Annotated in this window: 21 protein-coding genes; 1 reads left to right on the top strand and 20 read right to left on the bottom strand. The window is 67.9% G+C overall.

The annotated features are described in order from the left end of the window. Positions 1-15: 15 nt before the first annotated feature. The 10 genes from GV007_RS19020 to glmS form a co-directional block, all read right to left on the bottom strand. Positions 16-777, bottom strand: a complete 762-nt coding sequence (locus GV007_RS19020) for a hypothetical protein (protein WP_201297573.1) — start codon at positions 775-777, stop codon at positions 16-18. A gap of 101 nt (positions 778-878) precedes the next feature. Continuing rightward, entirely contained in the window at positions 879-1,694 is an 816-nt protein-coding gene (locus GV007_RS05330; RefSeq protein ID WP_160071282.1) for a hypothetical protein, read from the bottom strand. Between the two features lie 156 nt (positions 1,695-1,850). Then, positions 1,851-2,456 (bottom strand): DUF4190 domain-containing protein, encoded by a 606-nt coding sequence (locus GV007_RS05325; RefSeq protein WP_160071281.1) that lies wholly within the window; start codon positions 2,454-2,456, stop codon positions 1,851-1,853. A gap of 142 nt (positions 2,457-2,598) precedes the next feature. Further along, a complete protein-coding gene (locus GV007_RS05320) occupies positions 2,599-3,135 on the bottom strand; it encodes a hypothetical protein (protein ID WP_160071280.1) in 537 nt (178 codons plus the stop codon). Further along, complete coding sequence (gene tsaD, locus GV007_RS05315; RefSeq protein WP_160071279.1) at positions 3,132-4,667, bottom strand: tRNA (adenosine(37)-N6)-threonylcarbamoyltransferase complex transferase subunit TsaD; 1,536 nt, start codon at positions 4,665-4,667, stop codon at positions 3,132-3,134. The genes GV007_RS05320 and tsaD overlap by 4 nt, the downstream gene beginning before the upstream one ends. Positions 4,668-4,711: 44 nt before the next feature. After that, positions 4,712-5,320 carry a tRNA (adenosine(37)-N6)-threonylcarbamoyltransferase complex dimerization subunit type 1 TsaB gene (tsaB, locus tag GV007_RS05310; protein ID WP_160071278.1) on the bottom strand — a complete coding sequence of 203 codons (609 nt, stop codon included), beginning with the start codon at positions 5,318-5,320 and terminating at the stop codon, positions 4,712-4,714. A gap of 10 nt (positions 5,321-5,330) precedes the next feature. Continuing rightward, entirely contained in the window at positions 5,331-5,915 is a 585-nt protein-coding gene (gene tsaE / locus GV007_RS05305) for a tRNA (adenosine(37)-N6)-threonylcarbamoyltransferase complex ATPase subunit type 1 TsaE (RefSeq protein WP_236558343.1), read from the bottom strand. Beyond that, positions 5,899-7,794 (bottom strand): alanine racemase, encoded by a 1,896-nt coding sequence (gene alr / locus GV007_RS05300; RefSeq protein WP_160071276.1) that lies wholly within the window; start codon positions 7,792-7,794, stop codon positions 5,899-5,901. Before alr ends, tsaE begins: the two co-directional genes overlap by 17 nt. Beyond that, positions 7,791-8,165: a holo-ACP synthase gene (locus GV007_RS05295; RefSeq protein ID WP_104331832.1), complete on the bottom strand. Its 375-nt coding sequence runs from the start codon at positions 8,163-8,165 to the stop codon at positions 7,791-7,793. The genes alr and GV007_RS05295 overlap by 4 nt, the downstream gene beginning before the upstream one ends. 6 nt (positions 8,166-8,171) lie before the next feature. Beyond that, positions 8,172-10,022: a glutamine--fructose-6-phosphate transaminase (isomerizing) gene (gene glmS, locus GV007_RS05290; RefSeq protein WP_160071275.1), complete on the bottom strand. Its 1,851-nt coding sequence runs from the start codon at positions 10,020-10,022 to the stop codon at positions 8,172-8,174. 60 nt (positions 10,023-10,082) lie between these two features. On the opposite strand from glmS, the gene coaA reads away from it, so the two are divergent. Next, the gene (gene coaA / locus GV007_RS05285; protein ID WP_160071274.1) at positions 10,083-11,033 is read left to right on the top strand and encodes a type I pantothenate kinase; all 951 of its coding nucleotides are present in this window, start codon (positions 10,083-10,085) and stop codon (positions 11,031-11,033) included. A gap of 241 nt (positions 11,034-11,274) precedes the next feature. Here the strand turns inward: coaA and GV007_RS05280 are convergent, their stop codons facing one another. The 10 genes from GV007_RS05280 to rplQ form a co-directional block, all read right to left on the bottom strand. Further along, positions 11,275-12,414 (bottom strand): mannitol-1-phosphate 5-dehydrogenase, encoded by a 1,140-nt coding sequence (locus GV007_RS05280; protein ID WP_160071273.1) that lies wholly within the window; start codon positions 12,412-12,414, stop codon positions 11,275-11,277. After that, the gene (locus GV007_RS05275; RefSeq protein ID WP_160071272.1) at positions 12,411-12,848 is read right to left on the bottom strand and encodes a PTS sugar transporter subunit IIA; all 438 of its coding nucleotides are present in this window, start codon (positions 12,846-12,848) and stop codon (positions 12,411-12,413) included. Before GV007_RS05275 ends, GV007_RS05280 begins: the two co-directional genes overlap by 4 nt. 40 nt (positions 12,849-12,888) lie before the next feature. Then, positions 12,889-14,421, bottom strand: a complete 1,533-nt coding sequence (locus GV007_RS05270) for a PTS mannitol transporter subunit IICB (RefSeq protein WP_160071271.1) — start codon at positions 14,419-14,421, stop codon at positions 12,889-12,891. Between the two features lie 106 nt (positions 14,422-14,527). Further along, positions 14,528-14,785, bottom strand: a complete 258-nt coding sequence (locus GV007_RS05265; protein ID WP_104242633.1) for an HPr family phosphocarrier protein — start codon at positions 14,783-14,785, stop codon at positions 14,528-14,530. A 293-nt stretch (positions 14,786-15,078) separates the two neighbouring features. Continuing rightward, on the bottom strand, positions 15,079-16,443 hold the full coding sequence (gene glmM / locus GV007_RS05260) for a phosphoglucosamine mutase (protein WP_160071270.1): 1,365 nt from the start codon (positions 16,441-16,443) through the stop codon (positions 15,079-15,081). A gap of 15 nt (positions 16,444-16,458) precedes the next feature. Then, positions 16,459-16,944 (bottom strand): 30S ribosomal protein S9, encoded by a 486-nt coding sequence (rpsI, locus tag GV007_RS05255; protein ID WP_104242637.1) that lies wholly within the window; start codon positions 16,942-16,944, stop codon positions 16,459-16,461. 26 nt (positions 16,945-16,970) lie between these two features. Then, on the bottom strand, positions 16,971-17,414 hold the full coding sequence (rplM, locus tag GV007_RS05250) for a 50S ribosomal protein L13 (protein ID WP_104242639.1): 444 nt from the start codon (positions 17,412-17,414) through the stop codon (positions 16,971-16,973). A 193-nt stretch (positions 17,415-17,607) separates the two neighbouring features. After that, positions 17,608-17,937: a hypothetical protein gene (locus GV007_RS05245; RefSeq protein ID WP_160071269.1), complete on the bottom strand. Its 330-nt coding sequence runs from the start codon at positions 17,935-17,937 to the stop codon at positions 17,608-17,610. Between the two features lie 75 nt (positions 17,938-18,012). Continuing rightward, positions 18,013-18,897: a tRNA pseudouridine(38-40) synthase TruA gene (gene truA / locus GV007_RS05240; RefSeq protein ID WP_160071268.1), complete on the bottom strand. Its 885-nt coding sequence runs from the start codon at positions 18,895-18,897 to the stop codon at positions 18,013-18,015. Positions 18,898-18,995: 98 nt separating this feature from the next. Beyond that, positions 18,996-19,559 (bottom strand): 50S ribosomal protein L17, encoded by a 564-nt coding sequence (gene rplQ / locus GV007_RS05235; protein WP_160071267.1) that lies wholly within the window; start codon positions 19,557-19,559, stop codon positions 18,996-18,998. Positions 19,560-19,565: the final 6 nt, after the last annotated feature.

Here is a 19,565-nt window from a genome sequence, read left to right as displayed (position 1 = left end):
CGGTCCTCGTCGTTCCTAGACGACGAGCACCACGACGAGCGTCACGATGGCGAGAAGGACCGCGAGGCCACCGGCCACCAGCCCCACGACGGCAAGCGTGCGTCCGAGGCCCTTCGGGGCACGAAGTCCCGCGATTCCGAGCCCGACGGCGCCGAGACCGAACACCAGCGACACGATGTACGCCCACCCGGGAAGCAGGAGGAGAAGCAGCGAGAGCGCGCCGAGCGCGACGCCGATGATCCCGAGCACCGGCGCAGGAGGCTTCGGCTGCTGGCCGTATCCCTGCACGCCGAACTGCTGGCCGGGCTGCTGACCGTACTGCCCCTGCTGCGGGGCTCCGTACTGCGGCTGCCCGAACTGATCCTGCTGCGGGGCTCCGTACTGCGGCTGCCCGTACTGGTTCTGCTGCGGCTGGCCGTAGCCCTGCCGCGCGGGAGCCTGCTGCTGGCCGGACGGCTGCTGGGCGCCGTAGCCAGTCGAGTAGCCAGGCTGCTGCTGGCCGTAGCCGCCGTCAGCCGGGCCATACCCGGGCTGCTGCTGGCCGTTCCCACCAGGCTGCTGCCCGTACTGCTGGTCGTTCTGCTGCCCGTACTGCGGCTGAGAAGGCCCGTACGACCCCTGGCCGTACTGGCCCTGGCCGGGCTGGCCCTGGCCGGGCTGCTGCGCGCCGAAGGGCGGCTGGCCGTTCTGGTGCTGGCCATTCGGGTGCTGGCCGTTCTGCGGCTGGCCGTTCTGGTGGGGCTGCTGCGGGTACTGGGGGCCGTTCGGGTCAGACATGGTGTCCTTCTCAGTCGTCGACAAGGCTGCAGGTGCTGATCAAGCTTAGAGTGCGGGCGGATGCGTCCACCCGCACTCCTGCCGGTTCTTTCAGCGGGTGATCAGTATCCGTAGGACGACATGTCGCCGAGGAACATGGCTGCGACGACGATGCCGATGATCGCCACGATCACCGAGAGCACGATGGCTGCGATCGAGACCCAGAGGCCCCAGACGCGCAGCGGGCCGGCCTGCGGCTCCCGCGACTTGGCCATGATGGCGCAGACCAGGCCTGCGATACCGAGGGGAAGTCCGAGGAACGCCGTCACGAAGGTGAGCAGGATGCCCGCACCGCCGAGGGACAGCGCGACGATGCTGAGCGTGCGCTTGGGAGCCGTGGACTGTGCCGGGTAGCCGGGCGTCGCGTAGCCCTGCGGTGCCCCATAGCCCTGCGCCTGCCCCTGCGACTGCGGAGCGGCGTAGGCCGGAGCTGCACCAGCGGGAGCCTGGCTCGCGGACGGAGCCTGACCGTACGGAGCCGCGCCGGGTGCCGCGGCTGGCTCGCTCGGTGGCGTGTAGCTCACCGAACCAGATGCCGCGGGCGGCGTGGAGCCGCTGCCCGACGACGGCGCCGAGTAGTCGGTCCCTGATGCAGTAGGCGCCGAGTAGTCAGAGCCAGAGCCGGGCGCGGCTGGCGGCGCGAAGCCGCTGCCCGACGCGGCAGGGGCGGAGGAGTCAGAGTACGGCGCGGCCGGCGTCGAAGCGTCGGTGCCCGAGACGGCGGGCGGCGTGTAGTCGGTGCCGGTAGCTGCGGGGGCGGAGTAGTCGACCGACTCAGCAGGTGGCGTGTACGCGGCCGGCGCCTCGTACTGGGGAGGTGTGCTGCCATCCTCCGGGAGCCGTGGCTTGTCACCTGGGGTTGCGTTGCTGTCGCTCATTGCGGAGCTCCTTCCGGTTCAGCCGTTTTCGCGGCGGTTGAGGCTGGTGTTCACGTGCGTGGAGCAAGCGGCGACGCCTTCAGTGGCGCACGCCCATGTCCTAGGTTCCCAGGGTTTGACTGGGAACCGTCACACAAGGTTCAGGAAGGCCCACGTTCAGTAGGAGCTGAGGCCCCCGAGCAGTCCGATTCCTCCGAAGAAGAGGAGGGCGAGGACAAGCAGGAGCAGGAGTCCGAAGACCGAGATGAAACCGAGCACGATAGCGGTGATGGCGAGCGCCCGTCCGCGCGGCTCACGACGCAGCGCGATGAAGCCGCACACGATGCCAGCGATCCCGACCATCCACCAGACGAACTGGAGGACGGGGATGAGCGAGACGAAGAAGGAGCCTCCGCTCAGGCACAGGGCCACGATGCTCAGGGTCAGCGTCCCGGCAGCAGCCGGGCGAGGCGCCGTGTACGGCGCCTGAACGTAGGGCGTCACCGGATAGGCGAGGTGCTGCGAGGGGGCCGCCTGCGCCCCATGGCTACCGGGGCCCCAGCTCTCGCTCGGCGCGGTGTGGCCGTAGCCGGCTTCCTGTCCGTAGCCGAAACCCTGACCGTAGCCCGCATCCTGCCGGTAGCCCGAGTCGTGCCCGTAGCCATTCCCGTCGCCGGAGCCGGGGATCTCGCCTCGCGCCTCCCGCGGCTCGCCGACGGGCTGCGCGCCGACGTTCGGGGCCGGTATCCGCTCGACGGGGCCATCTGGTGTCGACCAGGTCATGTCCGCTCCTTTCGAGAGGTGATGAGATGCTCCAACGTTACGGCGACCTGCTCAACGCCACGTCATCCCCATGGCCTCGGGTTCGTCATCCCGCAGGATGACTTCGAACCTCGCAGGGCACGGCTCTCGCTGGAGCGCTGACTCAGGCGACGATGAAGGCGAAACCAACGCAGCCCACGACCGCCGCCGCAGCGAGCACGAGCGCGAGAATCCAACCGCGGTGGCGCCGCCCGAGCACCGCGAGCAGGAGCGCCACTGCGCCGAGACTCGCCCCGAGGTACAGGGGCCAGAGCGGCGAGGGGGTCACGGATGCGGAGAGCGAGACAGCGAGGACTGCCGCAGCAAGCGACAGCAGCACGGAGAGGATGATCGCGAGGCGACTGAGCCCGAGCCCAGAAGGCACCGGTGCCGTCCCGGCGCGAGCAGACGCAGGAGCCATCGCGGCCTCCTGCACGTGCGCGACCGCCGGGTCGATGCCCTGGCCCTGCTCCGGACTCTGGCGCTCCGCTGATCTGGGCGCAGAACTGCCATCGACGGGAGCAGACTTCTCCTCGCCCCTCGAGCGCGGGGTGAGGGCCGAGTAGGCGGCGTTGCTGGTGTCATCGACCGGAGTGCGGTCGATGGGGGGAAGCTCCACGGGCTTGCGCGGCGGCAGCTTCGGCTGATCGGGTGTTGTCATCGGTGCTCCCCCAGAGCTGGTTTCCCCTGCGGCGCATGGTGCGTGGCCACCGGCAGGGTCGAGTCCGCCGCGAAGTCGAGCGGGGAGGGAGGCTTGCCCGCAGTGACGAGCATCGCGCCGACGGCGGCGATCATCGCCCCGTTGTCGGTGCAGAGCCGAAGCGGGGGGATGCGCAACTCGATGCCGGCGGCAGCGCAGCGCTCCTCCGCGAGCTCACGGACGCGCGCGTTCGCCGCCACTCCCCCGCCGAGCACGAGGCGAGGCACGCCGAGGGCCGTGCAGGCCGCCACCGCCTTCGCCGTCAGCACATCGGCGACAGCTTCGCGGAAGCTCGCCGCGACATCGGCGACCGGCACCGGCTCCCCTGCGTCTTCCTTCGCCTCGACCCAGCGGGCCACGGCGGTCTTGAGCCCGGAGAAGGAGAAGTCGTAGCGGTGCCGCTCGAGGTCCTTCGGCTTGGTGAGCCCGCGCGGGAACCGGATCGCCTTCGGATCCCCTCCGGCAGCGGCCTTGTCGATCTCGGGTCCCCCCGGGTAGGGCAGGCGCAGCAGGCGCGCTACCTTGTCGAACGCCTCTCCAGCCGCATCGTCGATCGTCTCGCCGAGCTGTTCCACGTCGTCGACGAGGTCGCGAACGTGCAAGAGGGACGTGTGCCCCCCTGAGACGAGCAGCGCCACCGCTGGCAGCTCGAGCTGACCCACGTCGTCGCGCAGGACGTCAGCGGCGACGTGACCCACCAGATGGTTCACGGTGTAGAGCGGGATACCGGTGGCGACGTGCAGGGCCTTCGCCGCTGCCGTTCCGACCATGAGCGCACCCGCGAGGCCCGGGCCCTGGGTGACGGCGATCGCGTCGAGGTCCTCGAGCGAGACTCCCGCCGTCTCGAGCGCCGCCGAGATGGTCGGCACGATCGCGTCAGCGTGGGCACGTGCGGCGATCTCGGGAACGACACCACCGAAGATGGCGTGCTCGTCCATCGAGGAGGCGACCTCGTTGGCGAGCAGCACCCGACCGCGGACGATGCCGACACCCGTCTCGTCGCACGATGATTCGATGCCGAGCACAAGCGGCTCCCTCCGAGCACCGGCAGCGACACGCGCCTCGGCAGACGCCCGAACCCCCGGCAGCTGCCCTCGCATCACGATCGCATCCACGCCCTCTCTCGGGTAGTACTTGGGTCGGCGTCCGATCTCCTCGAAGCCGAGCCGCGAGTAGAGGGCACGAGCGGCCTCGCCGTTCTCGCGCACCTCGAGGAACACCTGCTTCGCGCCGCGTCCCTCCGCCCACGCGAAGAGCTCGGCCAGCATCCGGGTGGCCCATCCGCCGCGCCGAAGCCGCTCGTCGACGGCGATGGTCTGCAGATCAGCCTCACCACCACCCTGGAGCGCCATGACGCCCGCAGCCGCCAGGATCTCGCCGCTCGCGGCGTCCTCGACGACCACATATCGCGTGTGCTCGCTCTTGACCTCGCCCGCGAGCATCGACGGCGACCACGGGTCGAGCGGGAATGCGGCCTCGTCGAGACGCACCATCGAAGGAATGTCCTCGTGCGAGGCATCTCGCAGCACGGCGCGCATCAGCCGGTCACCCGCTTCGGGCCATTCGACGGGACCGCGTCGGCACCCCGCAGGTACAGAATCGTGTTGGCCTCCGCTTCGAGCCCCTGGACCTCACGGTCGAGCCAGGCGAGTGCGAGGTGAGCGGCCGAGATCGTCCTCGTGTCGAAGCGGTGGTCGGCAGCGGGGACTGCATCAGGCCGGTGCAGCTCAGAGCTGCTCGCGACGAGCAGCCCCTGCTCGTACCGCGAACAGGCGAGCTCCCCCCGGCGGGCATCCGTCGTGACCAGCAGATCGCCGGCAGCCTCGGGATGATCCGCGCGCCATTCGTGGGCCGCCGCATCGTGGCTTGGCATCGGGATGAAACGCGCGCCGCGTGCGAACGCGAACGTGCGCGCGGCGGCCACGCCGACACGCAGCCCAGTGAAGGGGCCAGGACCCATGCCACCGACGACCTGCGTGACGTGCTGCGGAGAGAGCCCCGCGTCTGCGAGCACCTCCGCGATCGCCACGCCGACCACCTCAGCATGGTGTCGGGTGTCGGTGGTGCGCCGTTCTGCGAGCACCCGGCCGTGCGGGGTGACGATCGCGACATCCGTGCCCGCTGACGTATCGATCGCTAAGAGCATGCGAGTGATTCTACGCGGGGACCACACCGAACTCGGTCCGCAGCGCGTCCCCGAGGGCGGCGGCTATCGGACGATCCCACGGACCCACGACCGTGAGCTTGACGCGACGCGGGTCCAACGGCTCATCGTCGCTCCAGTCGGTACCATCGGGCCCCTCGATCACCTCGGGCTCGAGCTTGGGCGATGCCGAGGAACGGTCGATCGTGATCTCCAGCCAGCGATCGGTGATCAGCGGAACCGCTTCGCGCCCCCACTCGACGACGGTGACGCTGGCAGCCAGATCCAGACCGAGATCGTCGAGCTCGGCTGGATCGCCGAGACGGTACGCATCCACGTGGATGAGCTCGGGCCCCGCTCCGAGCGAAGGATGCGTGCGCGCCAGCACGAAGGTCGGACTCGTGACCGGACCCCGCACGTTGAGCGCAGCCCCGAGGCCCCGCGCGAACGTCGTCTTGCCAGCGCCCAACGGCCCTGTCAGCACGAGCACATCGCCTGCGAGCAGCAGCCCGCCGATGAGCTCTCCCGCGCGCATCATGTCATCCGCGGTCGCGAGCTCCACCGTGATGCTCGGAGTCAGGTCAGTGCCCACACCCATCCGCCCTTCCTCCATCGCGACGTTCCCGCCGCACGACGCGCGGCCCGAGCGCCGCCACGAACGCCTGCGGCGACACTGCTGACCACGACGCCCACTCCTGGAGGTGGATATCGCCGGGTTCAGGCCCGAACACCGAGACCGGCATGCCGATCCATGCCTCCTGGTCCTGCAGATCGATGACGACCTGATCCATGGCGACTCGGCCGACGATCGGCCGGCGCTGGCCACCCACGACAACCTCACCCTGCCCCGCGACCCTGCGCGGGATGGCGTCGGCATAGCCGAGCGGCACGAGCCCGAGCGTCGTGGACTCCTCGGCCACCCAGTCGTAGCCGTAGGAGACACCGTGGCCCGCTGTCACCCGTTTCACGTGCACGAGCTCCGTCGTGAGCGCGACAGGAAGCGGCGCGCTCGGCTCGTCGAAGCTGTAGATTCCACGGCTGCCAGGATCCCTGGTCCGCTCATGGTCGACGAGTGTGCTCGATCGTGCCGCCTCCCCGACGTTCGCGAGGTCCGTGTTGGCCGCGACGAGTGGCAGCAAGCCGTGCTCGAGTGCCAGACCGGCCACGAGAGCACCACCGAGTCCGTAGGCGTCGGCGGAGACGTCGACACTGAAGAGCCTGGCCGCGTGGCGCGCCCCCATGCCGTTCCCCAGCGCCGCCGCGAGGTCACGTGCCCGTTCGCCCATGCGGGCGTGCAGCATGTCGACGTCGACCCAGAGCTCGCGGCGGGGCGCAAGCGCGAGCGCCGCCTCCTCGTCCGGAGCGGCAGCAGCCACATGGTGAGGCTCGGCAGGAGAGCTCGCGCCCGAGGAGCGGCGCGAGATGCGTGAGCTCAACCGGGTGACGACCTCGTAGTTGATGGTCCCGGCGGCGGAGGCCCATGCGTCCGCGCTCGCCGAGCGTGCCGCGTCGATGACCAGCAGCCGAGGCGGCTCGTCGCTGCGGTCCAGACGTCCGGACGCCGACACGGTTCCCTCGAGCGGTTCGACTCGCAACTCGAGGGTGTCGAGGGCGACGACATTCCAACGAGCACCGGTGTCATCGGCGAGCTCCAGGGAGCCAGGCTCGATCGGCGGCAGACCGGCAGCGTGCCCGAGATCGACCCTGAAGCCGCGCTGATCCTCGAAGATCGGGGCGCTCAGCGACAGGGCGGGCCTCAGCTCGACCGGGCAATCCGTGTCAGTGGAGAACGGCGAGAGGCCGTACAGGGAGACTCCGAGGCGCACGAGATCGAAGCGCGCCTCCGGCAGCGACATCGAACCGGCCGTCGCGGCGAGGTGACGCACCGACGGAGTCAGTCCACGCCGAGCCGCGAGCTCGAGCGCACGCTCGAACGAAGCGAGCTGAGCACGATCCGCATCAGGACCCGCACCAGCCAGATGGCTGAACAGTCCCTCGAGGCGGATGAGCCCACGCCCCTCGAGCTCCGCCGCCTTCGTGAACGCCGACTCCCACTCCGCCGGGCTGATCCCGTTGCGCCCGAGGCCCGTGTCCAGTTTGAGGTGGACGACCACACAGCGCTCAGAGTGCTCGAGACGACCCAGGCCGATGTCGACGAGCTCGAGTTGCGCGAGCGAGGAGATACCGAGCTCGATCTCCGCATCCAACGCGGCGAGCCAGTCGGTGCGAGCCCCGTGCATCCACGCCAGAATCGGCGCGGTGATACCCGCCTCCCGGAGTGCTAGGGCCTCCCGGAGGTCGACGACGCCGAGACGCTCAGCGCCTCCCTCGAGCGCGGCACGAGCCACGTCGGGCGCCCCGTGTCCGTACGCATTCGCCTTGACGACCGCAAGGAGCGGCGTGCCAGTGAGCTCCGCGATCGCCCGGACGTTCGCCCGGACAGCATCGAGATCGATATCGACGCGAGCGCCGCTCACGAGCCGGCCCCAGCCGAGGCCCCACGTTCGGCGATGACAAAGGCCGTCGCGGTCGTGCGCTCATGTGTCAGCGAGAGGTGCAGGTGATCGACCCCCACCAGCTCGAGATGGGCCCGCAGCGCGGGCGTCACGGCGAACTCCGGACGACCAGCAGGCCCGCTCTCGACCTCGAAGTCGAGGAAGCTGAGCGAGCCGATGCCGCCGAGCGCCTTCACCGCGGCCTCCCGTGCAGCGAACCGAGCGCCGAGAGACGCCAGCGACCTGTCCCGCTCGGCCGGCGCGAAGAGACGCTCGCGGAGGCGCGGGGCACGCTGCAGAGCCCGCGCGAACCGCGCGAGCTCCACCGTGTCGACACCGATACCGACGATCACGCTCAGCTACTCGACGGTGACGGACTTCGCCAGGTTGCGAGGCTGATCCACGTCGAGCCCCTTCGCCGTCGCGAGCTCGATCGCGAAGATCTGGAGCGGCACGACCGCGAGCAGCGGCTCGAAGAAGGGCTCCGTCGGGGGAACCGCGATGACCTCGTCCGCGTACGGCAGCACGGCCGCGTCGCCGACCTCGCAGATCGCGAGCACTCGGGCTCCGCGCGCACGGATCTCCTGGATGTTCGAGACGATCTTCGGGTGCAGCGTGTCGTCGTGGCGAGGGCTCGGCACGATCACGAAGACCGGCTGGCCGGGCTCGATGAGCGCGATCGGGCCGTGCTTGAGCTCGCCGGCAGCGAAGCCCTCCGCATGGATGTACGCGATCTCCTTGAGCTTGAGCGCACCCTCGAGCGCAATCGGGTAGCCCACGTTGCGCCCCAGGTACAGCACGGAGCGGGTGTCCGCCATCCAGTTCGCGAGTTCGTGGATGCGCTCCCGAACACCGAGGACCGTTCGGACCTTCTCCGGGATCGTCTGGAACTCCGTCAGGAGCTCCTCGCGGCGCTCATCCGCCATCGTTCCGCGCATCGTTGCCGTGTAGATGCCAAGCAGGTAGAGCGCCGTGATCTGGGCGAGGAACGCCTTCGTCGACGCGACAGCGACCTCCGGCCCTGCATGCGTGTAGACAACCGCATCGGACTCGCGCGGGATGGTCGCGCCCTGCGTGTTGCAGATGGAGAGCGTCTTCGCGCCGCGAGACATCGCATAGCGGACCGCCATGAGCGTGTCCATCGTCTCGCCGGACTGGCTCATCGACACGATCAGCGTGCGGGAGTCGAGAACCGGGTCTCGGTAGCGGAACTCGTGCGCGAGCTCGACCTGGACGGGCACGCGGGCCCACTTCTCCATGGCGTACGCACCGACCTGGGCCGAGTAGGCGGCCGTGCCGCACGCGACGATGATGATGCGGTGGATGTCGTTGAAGAAGTCCTCCCCGAGCGCGTCGAGGTCGGGAAGGTGCACGCGGCCCTCCACGATCCGGCCCCGGAGCGTGTTCGCCACGGCCTCGGGGTCCTCGTCGATCTCCTTGGCCATGAAGCTCGGCCAGCCGCCCTTCTCGGCAGCTGACGCGTCCCACGAGACCTCGAAGGCCTCCGCAGTAGCTGGCTCGCCATCGAACGTCGTGATGTTCACGGAGTCGGGACGGACGAGCACGATCTGCTCCTGGCCGACAGCCAGCGCGCGGGGCGTGTACTCGACGAACGCGGCCACGTCCGAACCGAGGAAGTTCTCTCCGTCGCCGAGCCCGATGACAAGCGGAGAGTTCAGACGCGCACCGACGATCAGGCCGGGTTCGTCGGCGTGCACCGCGATGAGCGTGAACGCTCCATCGAGACGGCGCACCACTGCGCGGAACGCCTGCTCGAGGCTTCCCACCTCGCGGTAGACGTGGCCGATCATGACGGCCGCGACCTCGGTGTCGGTCTCCGACTCGAAGGTGTAGCCGAGCTCAACGAGCTCGGTCTTCAGCTCGGCGAAGTTCTCGATGATGCCGTTGTGGATGACGGCGAGCTTGCCACCATCGGCGAGGTGCGGATGCGCATTCGCGTCCGTCGGGCCACCATGCGTCGCCCACCTGGTGTGGCCGATGCCGGTATGGCCATCCGGCAGCGCGTTGCGCTCCAGGTCATCGCGCAGCACCTTCAGCTTGCCCGCACGCTTGCGGGTCTCGATCCGTCCCTCGTCGTCGATGACCGCGACACCTGCGGAGTCATACCCCCGGTACTCGAGTCTTGCGAGGCCGCCCATCAGGATGTCAAGGCTCTCTCGTGGACCAACGTAACCAACAATTCCGCACATACGGGCCATCTTAGGGGCACCGCTCTTCCGGGGCCGGACACCGCACTAGACTCGCCTTCTATGTCCGCAACTGGTCAGATTCCGCGCAGCGGAGGAGACTCGCCCTTCGTCGAGATCCTCCGCCAGGACTGGGCCGATCTCGCACCCTCGACGCCGATGTCGCTCGACGAATCAGACCTCATCAGGCTGCGCGGCCTCGGCGACCACCTCGACCTCGACGAGGTGCGCGACGTCTACGTGCCGCTCTCCCGCCTCATCAACCTGTACGTCTCGAACGCTCGTTCGCTGCACCGTGCGACGAGCGGCTTCCTCGGCGAGCGCAGCGCCTCCACGCCCTTCGTCATCGGTGTCGCCGGCTCGGTCGCAGTCGGCAAGTCGACGGTGTCGCGGCTGCTTCGCGAGCTTCTCCGCCGTTGGGAGGACACGCCCCGAGTCGAGCTCGTCACCACGGACGGCTTCCTCTACCCGAACGCCGAGCTCGAGCGACGCGGGCTCATGGAGCGCAAGGGCTTCCCCGAGTCGTACGACCAGCGTGCGCTCCTCCGCTTCATCACGAAGGTCAAGAGCGGCGCGGCGGAGGCGCGCGCGCCGTTCTACTCGCACCTGAGCTACGACATCGTCCCGGATGCGGAGATCGTCGTCAATCGCCCGGACGTGCTCATCGTCGAGGGCCTCAACGTGCTTCAGCCGCCCCGCGCTCACTCGCTCGCGGTGAGCGACATGTTCGACTTCTCCATCTACGTGGACGCCCGATCAGAGGACATCGCGAGCTGGTACGAGCAGCGCTTCCTGTCGCTGCAGCGAGGGGCATTCACCAACCCTCGCTCGTACTTCCGCCGCTTCGCCGAGCTGAGCACGGATGAGGCCCTCGAGCACGCCCGCAGCATCTGGTCGCGCATCAACGGTCCGAACCTGCGCGAGAACGTCATGCCGACTCGGTCACGGGCTCAGCTCGTGCTGCGGAAGTCGAGCGACCACACGGTCCGCAGCGTCCTGCTCCGCAAGGTCTGAGCCCCCTGAGGGTTCATCCCGCCCGCCCGTCGTCTCCGGATGGAAAAGTCGCTTCGTGCTGGAAACTTCTCGCCATAGGAGGGACTTTCCCATCCCGAGGCGACAACGACGCAGACGGCGGCGGAGCGGGCGAGGGCACCGACGACGGGACGCTTCAGAGACGGGCACCCGGAAGAAGAAAGAAGCCCCTCCCGAGCGAACTCGGGAGGGGCTTCTTCACGACAGACCAGCTGTCATAACATCACGCGGCCACGCGTTCGGCCTGCGCCTGCTCGACCTCGGCGACGACCGCCGCGAAGAGCGCGCCGCCTTCGAGGCCGGTGACCTCCCGCGTGAACGTCTCCGCGTCGAGCGTCGCGAGCTTCTGCTGCAGCTCGACGCTCTCCTGATCGGCCGGGAAGTCGAAGCGGAGAGCCGCACCGATCGCTCGCACGAGCGCGTCGTACGGGAGTCCCGCAGCCTCGGCCTCCGAGGCAGGCCGCACGAAGCGCTCCTTCGCGGAGAGCTTGCGCAACGGCTGTCGGCCCACACGTGCGGGCTGGTCCGGCAGATCGCGGTTGGCGAAGCGCGAGAGCGTCGTGGCGACGTACTCGGCGTGGTCCTCTTCCGAGAACCCGAACTGCGACACGAGCACGCGGCTCGTCTCACCGAGCGCGGCCTCGACCTCGGACGCGACCGCAGAGATGGCCAGCGCGTCCTGCATGTTCGTCGCGCCCGCCACGAAGCCGTGGTACGCGATAGTCGCGTGCCCCGTGTTCACGGTGAAGAGCTTGCGCTCGATGAACGGCTTCAGGTCGTCCACGAAGTGGGCATCCGGGATGCTCGGCTCGGCACCAGCGAACGGTGTCCGGTCGATCGTCCACTCGAAGAAGTCCTCGACGGTGACGTCGACGCCCTCAACGGCCTGCTCTGGGACAATGCGGTCGACGGCCGTGTTGGCGAAGACCGCACGGGCGTCGAGCTCCTCGGCACCTTCGAGGACAAGACCCTTGAGCGTGTCGGATGCACCGATCGCGTTCTCGCACGCCATGACCGCCAGCTTCGGCGCGTCAGCCGCGCGGGCCGCGAGGCCCTTGCGGATGACGGGCGCGATGAAGCGGAGCACGTTCGGCCCGACGGCGCACGTGACGATGTCGGCAGTGGCGATCTCCTGCACGACCTCGTCCTCGTGCGTCGCCGAGTTGATCGCCCTGAAGCGATCGACGACGTGACTCTTCGCTGCAGGCCCGACCTCGTGCACCGTGTAGGTGTCGACGGCCTGGAGCGCGCCGATGAGATCGGCGTTGACGTCGGCGTAGACGACCTCGTACCCGGCTTCATGCAGGACGAGCCCGATGAAGCCGCGACCGATGTTGCCCGCGCCGATGTGGACTGCCTTCATTCCTCGTTCACGTCCCCAAGGAGCTGCGCCAGCTCTTCCGGCGTCTCCGCCTTGAGGAGAGCTTCGACGTTGTCCTCGTCGCTGAACACGATGGCGACGCTCGACAGGATCTCGAGGTGGCCTCCGTCCTTGCCTGCGATGCCGATGACGAAGCGGGTCTCGTTTCCGCCCCAGTCGATGGGCTCGTCGTACCGGACGACGGACAGCGCGGAGCCGAGGATGGTGTCCTTGGCCTCGTTCGTGCCGTGCGGAATTGCGAGGTAGTTGCCCATGAACGTCGAGACGCTCTGCTCGCGGTCGTGCATCGCCTGGATGTAGTCCTGCGTCACGGCGCCAGCCGCGACGAGCAGCTCACCCGCTTCCGTGATGGCTTCTTCTCGCGTGCGCGCGGTTCCGCCGAGGCGAATGCTGTCAAGGCTGAGTACGTCTGCCACTTCAGGGTTCCTTTCGTTGGGTGTCCGAATCTTCAGCAGCTCAGCTGTTGGAGAGTCGAGCCACGACTTCCTCGTACCGGGGGCTGTTCATGAAGTTTTCCACGGAGACGTGGATGGCTTCTGGGGACTTGAGCTTCGCCCGGTCGGTGAGGTCCTGGTGGGTGACGATCAGGTCGGGCGTGCTGTCGAGGTTCGCGATGGAGACGTTCTTGACCGTCACGCCCTCGATTCCGGCCTTCTTGATCTTGTTGCGGAGCACGGATGCGCCCATGGCGCTCGAGCCCATTCCGGCGTCGCACGCGAACACGATGTTCGTGATCGTGCGCGTGTCGGTCGCGAGACCCCCGCCGCCTGCCTGAGTGGCGAGGCCGGAGAGCGCATCGGACTTCTTGCCCTTGTTCGCCTCGGTCTGCGCGACGGCGTCGGCGAAGCTGTTGGCTCCGGACGCGTCGGCAGCGAGATCCTTCTTGCGCGAGGCGAGGAGGATCGCCGCGGCGATGACGAAGGTGACCGCCGCCGAGAGGATGACGGACAGGATGACGCCGATGTGGCTTCCCGGGGCCGTCATGATCAGGATCGCGAAGATCGATCCGGGCGAGGCCGGAGCGACGAGGCCGGAGCCGAAGATCACGTTCGTGAGGACACCCGTCGCGCCACCGCCGATGACGGCGAGGATCAGAGCGGGCTTGGCGAGCACGTACGGGAAGTAGATCTCGTGGATGCCGCCGAGGAACTGGATGATGACTGCGCCGGGTGCGCTGGCGCGTGCGACGCCGACACCGAAGAAGCAGAACGCGAGGAGCAGACCGAGGCCGGGGCCCGGGTTCGCCTCGAGGAGGAACAGGATGCTCTTCCCCGCATCCTCAGCCTGCGCGATACCGAGCGGCGTGAGCACACCCTGGTTGATTGCGTTGTTGAGGAAGAGGATCTTCGCGGGCTCGATGAGGACGCTCGCGAGCGGGAGGAGACCGGCCTCGACGAGGAAGTCGACGCCTTCACCGAGGCGCTCGGTGAGCCACGTGATGACTGGAGCGATCGCGAAGAACCCGGCGAGAGCCAGGAGCATCGCGAGGATGCCAGCCGAGAAGTTGTTGACGAGCATCTCGAAGCCGGCGCGGATCTTGCCGTCCCAGATGCTGTCGACCTTCTTCATGATCCACGCTGCGAGCGGGCCCATGATCATGGCGCCGATGAACATCGGGATTCCTGCGCCCACGATGACGCCCATGGTCGCGATCGCTGCCACGACGCCGCCTCGCGTGTCGTAGACCATCTTGCCGCCCTGGTAGGCGATGAGAAGGGGAAGCATGTAGGTGATCATCGGGCCGACGAGCCCGAGGTTCGCCTCGCCGTCTGCGTTCTCGCCCCAGCCGCCGAGGACTCCCCACACGGAGGCGCCTTCCGGGAAGAGGAGGTTGAGCCAACCGGATTCGATGAACAGGGTGGTGATGAGGCCCCAGGCGATGAACGCCGGGATGTTCGGCATGACCATGCCGGAGAGGAAGGCACCGAAGCGTTGGACGCCGACTCGGGCACCCTTCTGCTGGGTTGCCGTTGTGGCTTCTGCAGTCATTATTGCTCCAAGCAATCCCCATGCGCGGGGATAGGAGGGGAAAGGTCAGTGTGACCGTTCCCGGATTTCAAGAATTGGCCGAACGGCCATGAGCGCGCGCGGCGGCTCAAGCGTCGTGGTTGGTCTCCAGGAGAGTCACGAGCTGGTCGGCGACAGCTTCGTCGCCGTCGACGGAGAGGGTGATCTCGTCGCCCTTGGACACGCCAAGTGAGAGGACACCGAGGATGCTGGCCGCGTTGACGCTCTTGTCGCCCTTGGCGATCGTCACGGGGACGCCGGCTTCGGTGGCTGCCTGCACGAAGATCGCTGCGGGACGTGCGTGAAGTCCGTGCTCCGAGGCGACGGTGATCTTGCGTTCGATCATGGAGAGCTCCTTAGGTGTGGCGGGATTTCCGCGTGTTGAGCTTATCTACGCGAGAAGCCCCAGATGCGAGATTGTCACCAAAACTTTGCCTCGGCGCTTGTTTCTTTCTCACACTCGGGTGGGAGCCGGGACCGAGAGACTCTCTGAGGTTGGCCGCTTCGAAGCTGGCAGGTCAAGAGGTGTCCCGCAGAACGAGAAAGAGGTCCCGCTCCACCAGATGACGGTGGAGCGGGACCTCGTTCTGAGATTCTGTCCGAGCGGCTCGAGATCAGAGACCTCGCGGAGCGCGGACCTTAGAGCGCCAACCGCTCACGGACAACTGCGGCGAGAGCCTCGGCGTGACGTTGCGCGGTCTCCTGCTCCCCCGCTTCGATCATGACGCGCACGAGCGGCTCCGTTCCGGATGGCCGCAGCAGGACGCGTCCGGTCTCACCGAGTTCGAGGGCGACCTGGGCGACCGCGGCCTGGAGAGGCTCGTCGCTCGCACAGTCCTCCTTGCGGACGCCGGGCACATTGATGAGCACCTGCGGGTAGACGCGCATGACGGACGCGAGCTCGGCCAGCGTCTTGCCGGTTCGCCGCATCTCGGCCGCGATGTGCAGACCGGTGAGGATGCCGTCTCCCGTCGTGGCGAAGTCGGTGAGGATGACGTGTCCGGACTGCTCCCCGCCGAGGGCGAGCCCCCGCTCGTTCAGCTCCTCGAGGACGTACCGGTCACCGACCTTGGTCTCGATCATGCGGATACCGGCTTCACGCATCGCGATCTTGAGGCCGAGGTTCGACATGACGGTGGCGACGAGGGTGTCCTCGCGCAGCGCGCCGCGCCGACGCATGGAGACCGCGAGGATGGCCATGATCTGGTCGCCGTCGACGACCTTGCCGTCGGCGTCGATGGCAAGGCACCTGTCGGCGTCTCCGTCGTGGGCGATGCCCAGGTCCGCTCCGAGTTCCGTGACCGTGCGAGCGAGTTCGCCGAGGTGCGTCGATCCGACACCCTCGTTGATGTTGAGTCCGTTCGGCGCGTTGCCGATGACCGTGACCTGAGCGCCCGCGTCAGTGAAGACCTCGGGCGAGACGCCGGCCGCGGCACCGTGCGCGCAGTCGAGGACCACGTGGAGTCCACGGAGTGGCGAGGTGCCGTCCTCGCGGAGCGGCAGGCTGCGAAGCAGGTGCAGGGCATATCGGTCTTCGGCATCGGCGAAACGCTCGATGCTTCCGACCCCAGCTCCCGTCGGGGTGAGCTTTTCCCCGCCGAGCAGCGCCTCGATCTGGTTCTCGAGGTCGTCGGCGAGCTTTCGACCGCCGCGAGCGAAGAATTTGATCCCGTTGTCAGGCGCGGGATTGTGGGAGGCCGAGATCATGACGCCGAAGTCGGCCCCGATCTCGGCGGTGAGAAACGCCGCTGCGGGCGTCGGGATGACCCCCGCGTCGAGCACGTCGACGCCAGAGGAGGCGAGTCCCGCCGCCACGGCGGCAGAGATGAACTCACCTGAAACCCGCGGATCGCGGGCTAAAACAGCACGAGGCCGCCGCCCGTGCTCGCGAGCTGATGTCGCGAGCACGATGGCAGCGGCCTGGGCGAGGCTGAGGGCGAGCTCGACCGTGAGGTGGTCGTTCGCAAGCCCACGAACCCCGTCCGTTCCGAAAAGCCTAGGCATTCGAAATGTCTGGACTTAGCGCTTCGAGTACTGAGGCGCCTTACGGGCCTTCTTGAGTCCGGCCTTCTTGCGCTCCTTGACGCGAGCGTCGCGTGACAGGAAGCCAGCCTTCTTGAGCTCGGGGCGGTTGTTCTCGCGGTCGATCTCGTTGAGAGCGCGTGCGATGCCGAGACGAAGCGCACCGGCCTGGCCGGAAGGTCCGCCACCCGAGATGCGTGCGATGACGTCGTACGCGCCACCCAGGCTCAGGATCGTGAACGGGTCGTTGATCAGCTGCTGGTGCAGCTTGTTCGGGAAGTAGTCGGCGATGTCACGGTCGTTGACCGTGATGGTGCCGGTTCCCGGGATGAGGCGCACGCGGGCGATTGCCTGCTTGCGACGGCCGACGGCTGCACCGGGAACGGTGAGTGCCGGACGAGGAGCCTGGACGGCCGCCTCTGCCTCGGGGGTTTCGGTCGAGTAGCTCTGCGGCTGCTCGATGGACTCTGCGATGGTTGCCACTGTGTTCTCTTTCCTAGCTCGGGCCGCTACTGGGCAACCTGGTCGAAGACGTACGGCTTCGGCTGCTGGGCTGCGTGCGGGTGCTCTGCACCTGCGTAGACCTTGAGCTTCTTGAGCTGGTTGCGTCCGAGCGTGTTCTTGGGGAGCATGCCGCGGATCGCCTTCTCGACGGCGCGCGTCGGGTGCTTCTCGAGCATCTCCGTGTAGGAGGTCGCCGTCAGTCCGCCCGGGTAACCCGAGTGGCGGTAGGCGAGCTTCTTCTGGAGCTTGGAGCCCGTCAGCGCGACCTTCTCTGCGTTGATGACGACGACGAAGTCGCCCATGTCAACGTGCTGAGCGTAGGTTGCCTTGTGCTTGCCGCGGAGCAGAGCTGCCGCGTGGGTTGCGAGCCGGCCGAGAACGACATCAGTCGCGTCGATGACCACCCAGTCATGGGTGATGTCACCGCCCTTTGGTGTGTACGTGCGCATGGATGTGCACCTTTCGTCGAAATGAGGAGGTCGTGAATCCCACTCGGTCGTGATGGTTGCGGTTGAGCCTCCGGGAAGGGTTCTCCCGGGGAGGCCTCACCACGAACGTCACCGTCGAGGGCTCAACTTCGAAGCCGACACCGAAGTGCAGACAACTTGAGTAGCTTACGTCAGTGGCCGCCCGGGCGCAATCTCAGACCGACAGGGCAGCAAGGCGTCGCGCTCGAACCGTCCGGAACCGGGCGGCCGCACCGAAGACGCCGACCATGAGCATGGTTCCAACTCCCCCGGCGATGAGCGATGCAGAGAAGAAGAAGGAGCCGAGGAAGACGTCGGGATCGGTCGGATCCAACGTCGGCATCAGGATGCTCAGCAGCGCATACGCGAGAACGAGGATCGCCACCCCTAGGGCTGTCCAGGCCGCCGGCACGATGGCTCTCGGCCAGAGCCTGCCGACCACGCTCAGCACGGCGAAGACGGCGACTGGCAGGGCCAGCGCTGCGTAGCTGATGAGGTCGACCATGACTCCAGTCTGGACCCTCCGAGGATTCCTGGGAATCAGTCGAGAGATGTAGATCGCCCCCTCGGCGCACGCAGGCTAGGTGAGCGGCTCCACAAGACGAAGCGCGGGCCGCTGCGCCCTCGTCACGGCCTGGCGCTCACGGAGATGAGCGTCCGCCGGGTAGCCCACTCCCGTGAGCGTGAGCCCCTTCGCCGACAAGACGGGAAAGGCGCTGCTTCGTTCCGTCGCCTGGAGCAGCTGCGGCACGTCCGAGAGTCGGATGCGCCCGGCCCCGACCTCAGCGCACATGCCGACGAGCGACCTGACCATGGAGTGGCAGAAGGCATCTGCTTCGAGCTTCGCGACCACGACGCCCTGGTCGTCGCGTGCCCAGTCGAAGCGCTGCAAGGTTCGGATCGTGGTGGAGTTCGGGCGTGGTCGGCAGAAGCCGGCGAAGTCGTGGAGGCCGATGAGCTTGTCTGCGGCGACCTGCATGAGTGCTGCGTCGAGTTCTCGGGGGACGACGGCTGTACGGTGCCGCTCGATGGGGTTCGGCGGGGTTCGGCGATCTGCGATGCGGAACTCGTAGCTTCGGGAGATCGCCGAGAACCGAGCGTCGAACCCCTCCGGCGCAGGCGCCACCCCCGCGATCACGACGTCGCTGTCACGACCGAGAACCCCGTTCACCCGACGGAGCAGGATGTCGGACACCTCGTCGCTGGACCGGCGGCGGACGTTCTCGACCCCGAGGTCATCGAGGTCGAGGTGCGCGACCTGCGCCGTCGCGTGGACCCCAGCGTCAGTGCGGCCCGCGACTGTGAGCAGCGGACCGTCGGGAAGCTCCCGTGCGACGAGCCTGATGGCGTCCTCGAGGGCACCCTGCACGGTGCGCAGCTCCGGCTGCGCTGCCCATCCGCTGAATGCGGTCCCGTCGTAGGCGATGTCCAGACGGAACCGTGTGCTGCCTCGCCCGTGCCCCATGCGCCCATCCTCCCTTACCCGAGCCGGTTTATCGACGACACGACGAAGCCCCCGAGCAATCTCGATGATTGCTCGGGGGCTTCGACGATCAGCTTCGACTACTTGGCGTCGTCGGCCTTCGCGTCAGCGTCCGACTCAGCAGCGTCTGCAGCCTCGGAAGGCTGCGTTCCGCCGTCGGTCGTCGGCTCGGAAGCCTCCGTGTCGCCTGCGGCTGCGTCGACCTCGTCGGTCGCGGGCTCGTCGACCTCAGGCTCGGCAGGAGCTGCGGCGGGAGCCGTCTTCACTGCGGAGGCCTTCGGCGTGACGGGCTCGAGAACGAGCTCGATGACTGCCATGGGGGCGTTGTCGCCCTTGCGGTAGCCGGTCTTGATGATGCGGGTGTACCCGCCTTCGCGACCTTCCATCTGCGGCGCGATCTCCGTGAAGAGCTCGTGCACGACGGTCTTGTCGGTGACAATCTGCAGCACGCGACGGCGAGCGTGGATGTCTCCGCGCTTCGCGAAGGTGATCAGGCGCTCGGCGAGCGGACGGAGGCGCTTGGCCTTCGTCTCAGTCGTCTGGATGCGCTTGTGCGTGTACAGCTGCGCCGCGAGCGTAGCGAGCATGAGGCGCTCGTGTGCGGGGCCGCCTCCGAGGCGAGGACCCTTGTTGGGCTTAGGCATTCGTCA

Origin of the sequence: Pseudoclavibacter sp. 8L (assembly GCF_902506465.1) — a bacterium.
In the GTDB taxonomy this organism is placed as follows: domain Bacteria; phylum Actinomycetota; class Actinomycetes; order Actinomycetales; family Microbacteriaceae; genus Pseudoclavibacter.
The sequence above is the reverse complement of the archived record's forward strand: the minus strand, read 5'-3'. Positions and strand labels throughout refer to the sequence as shown.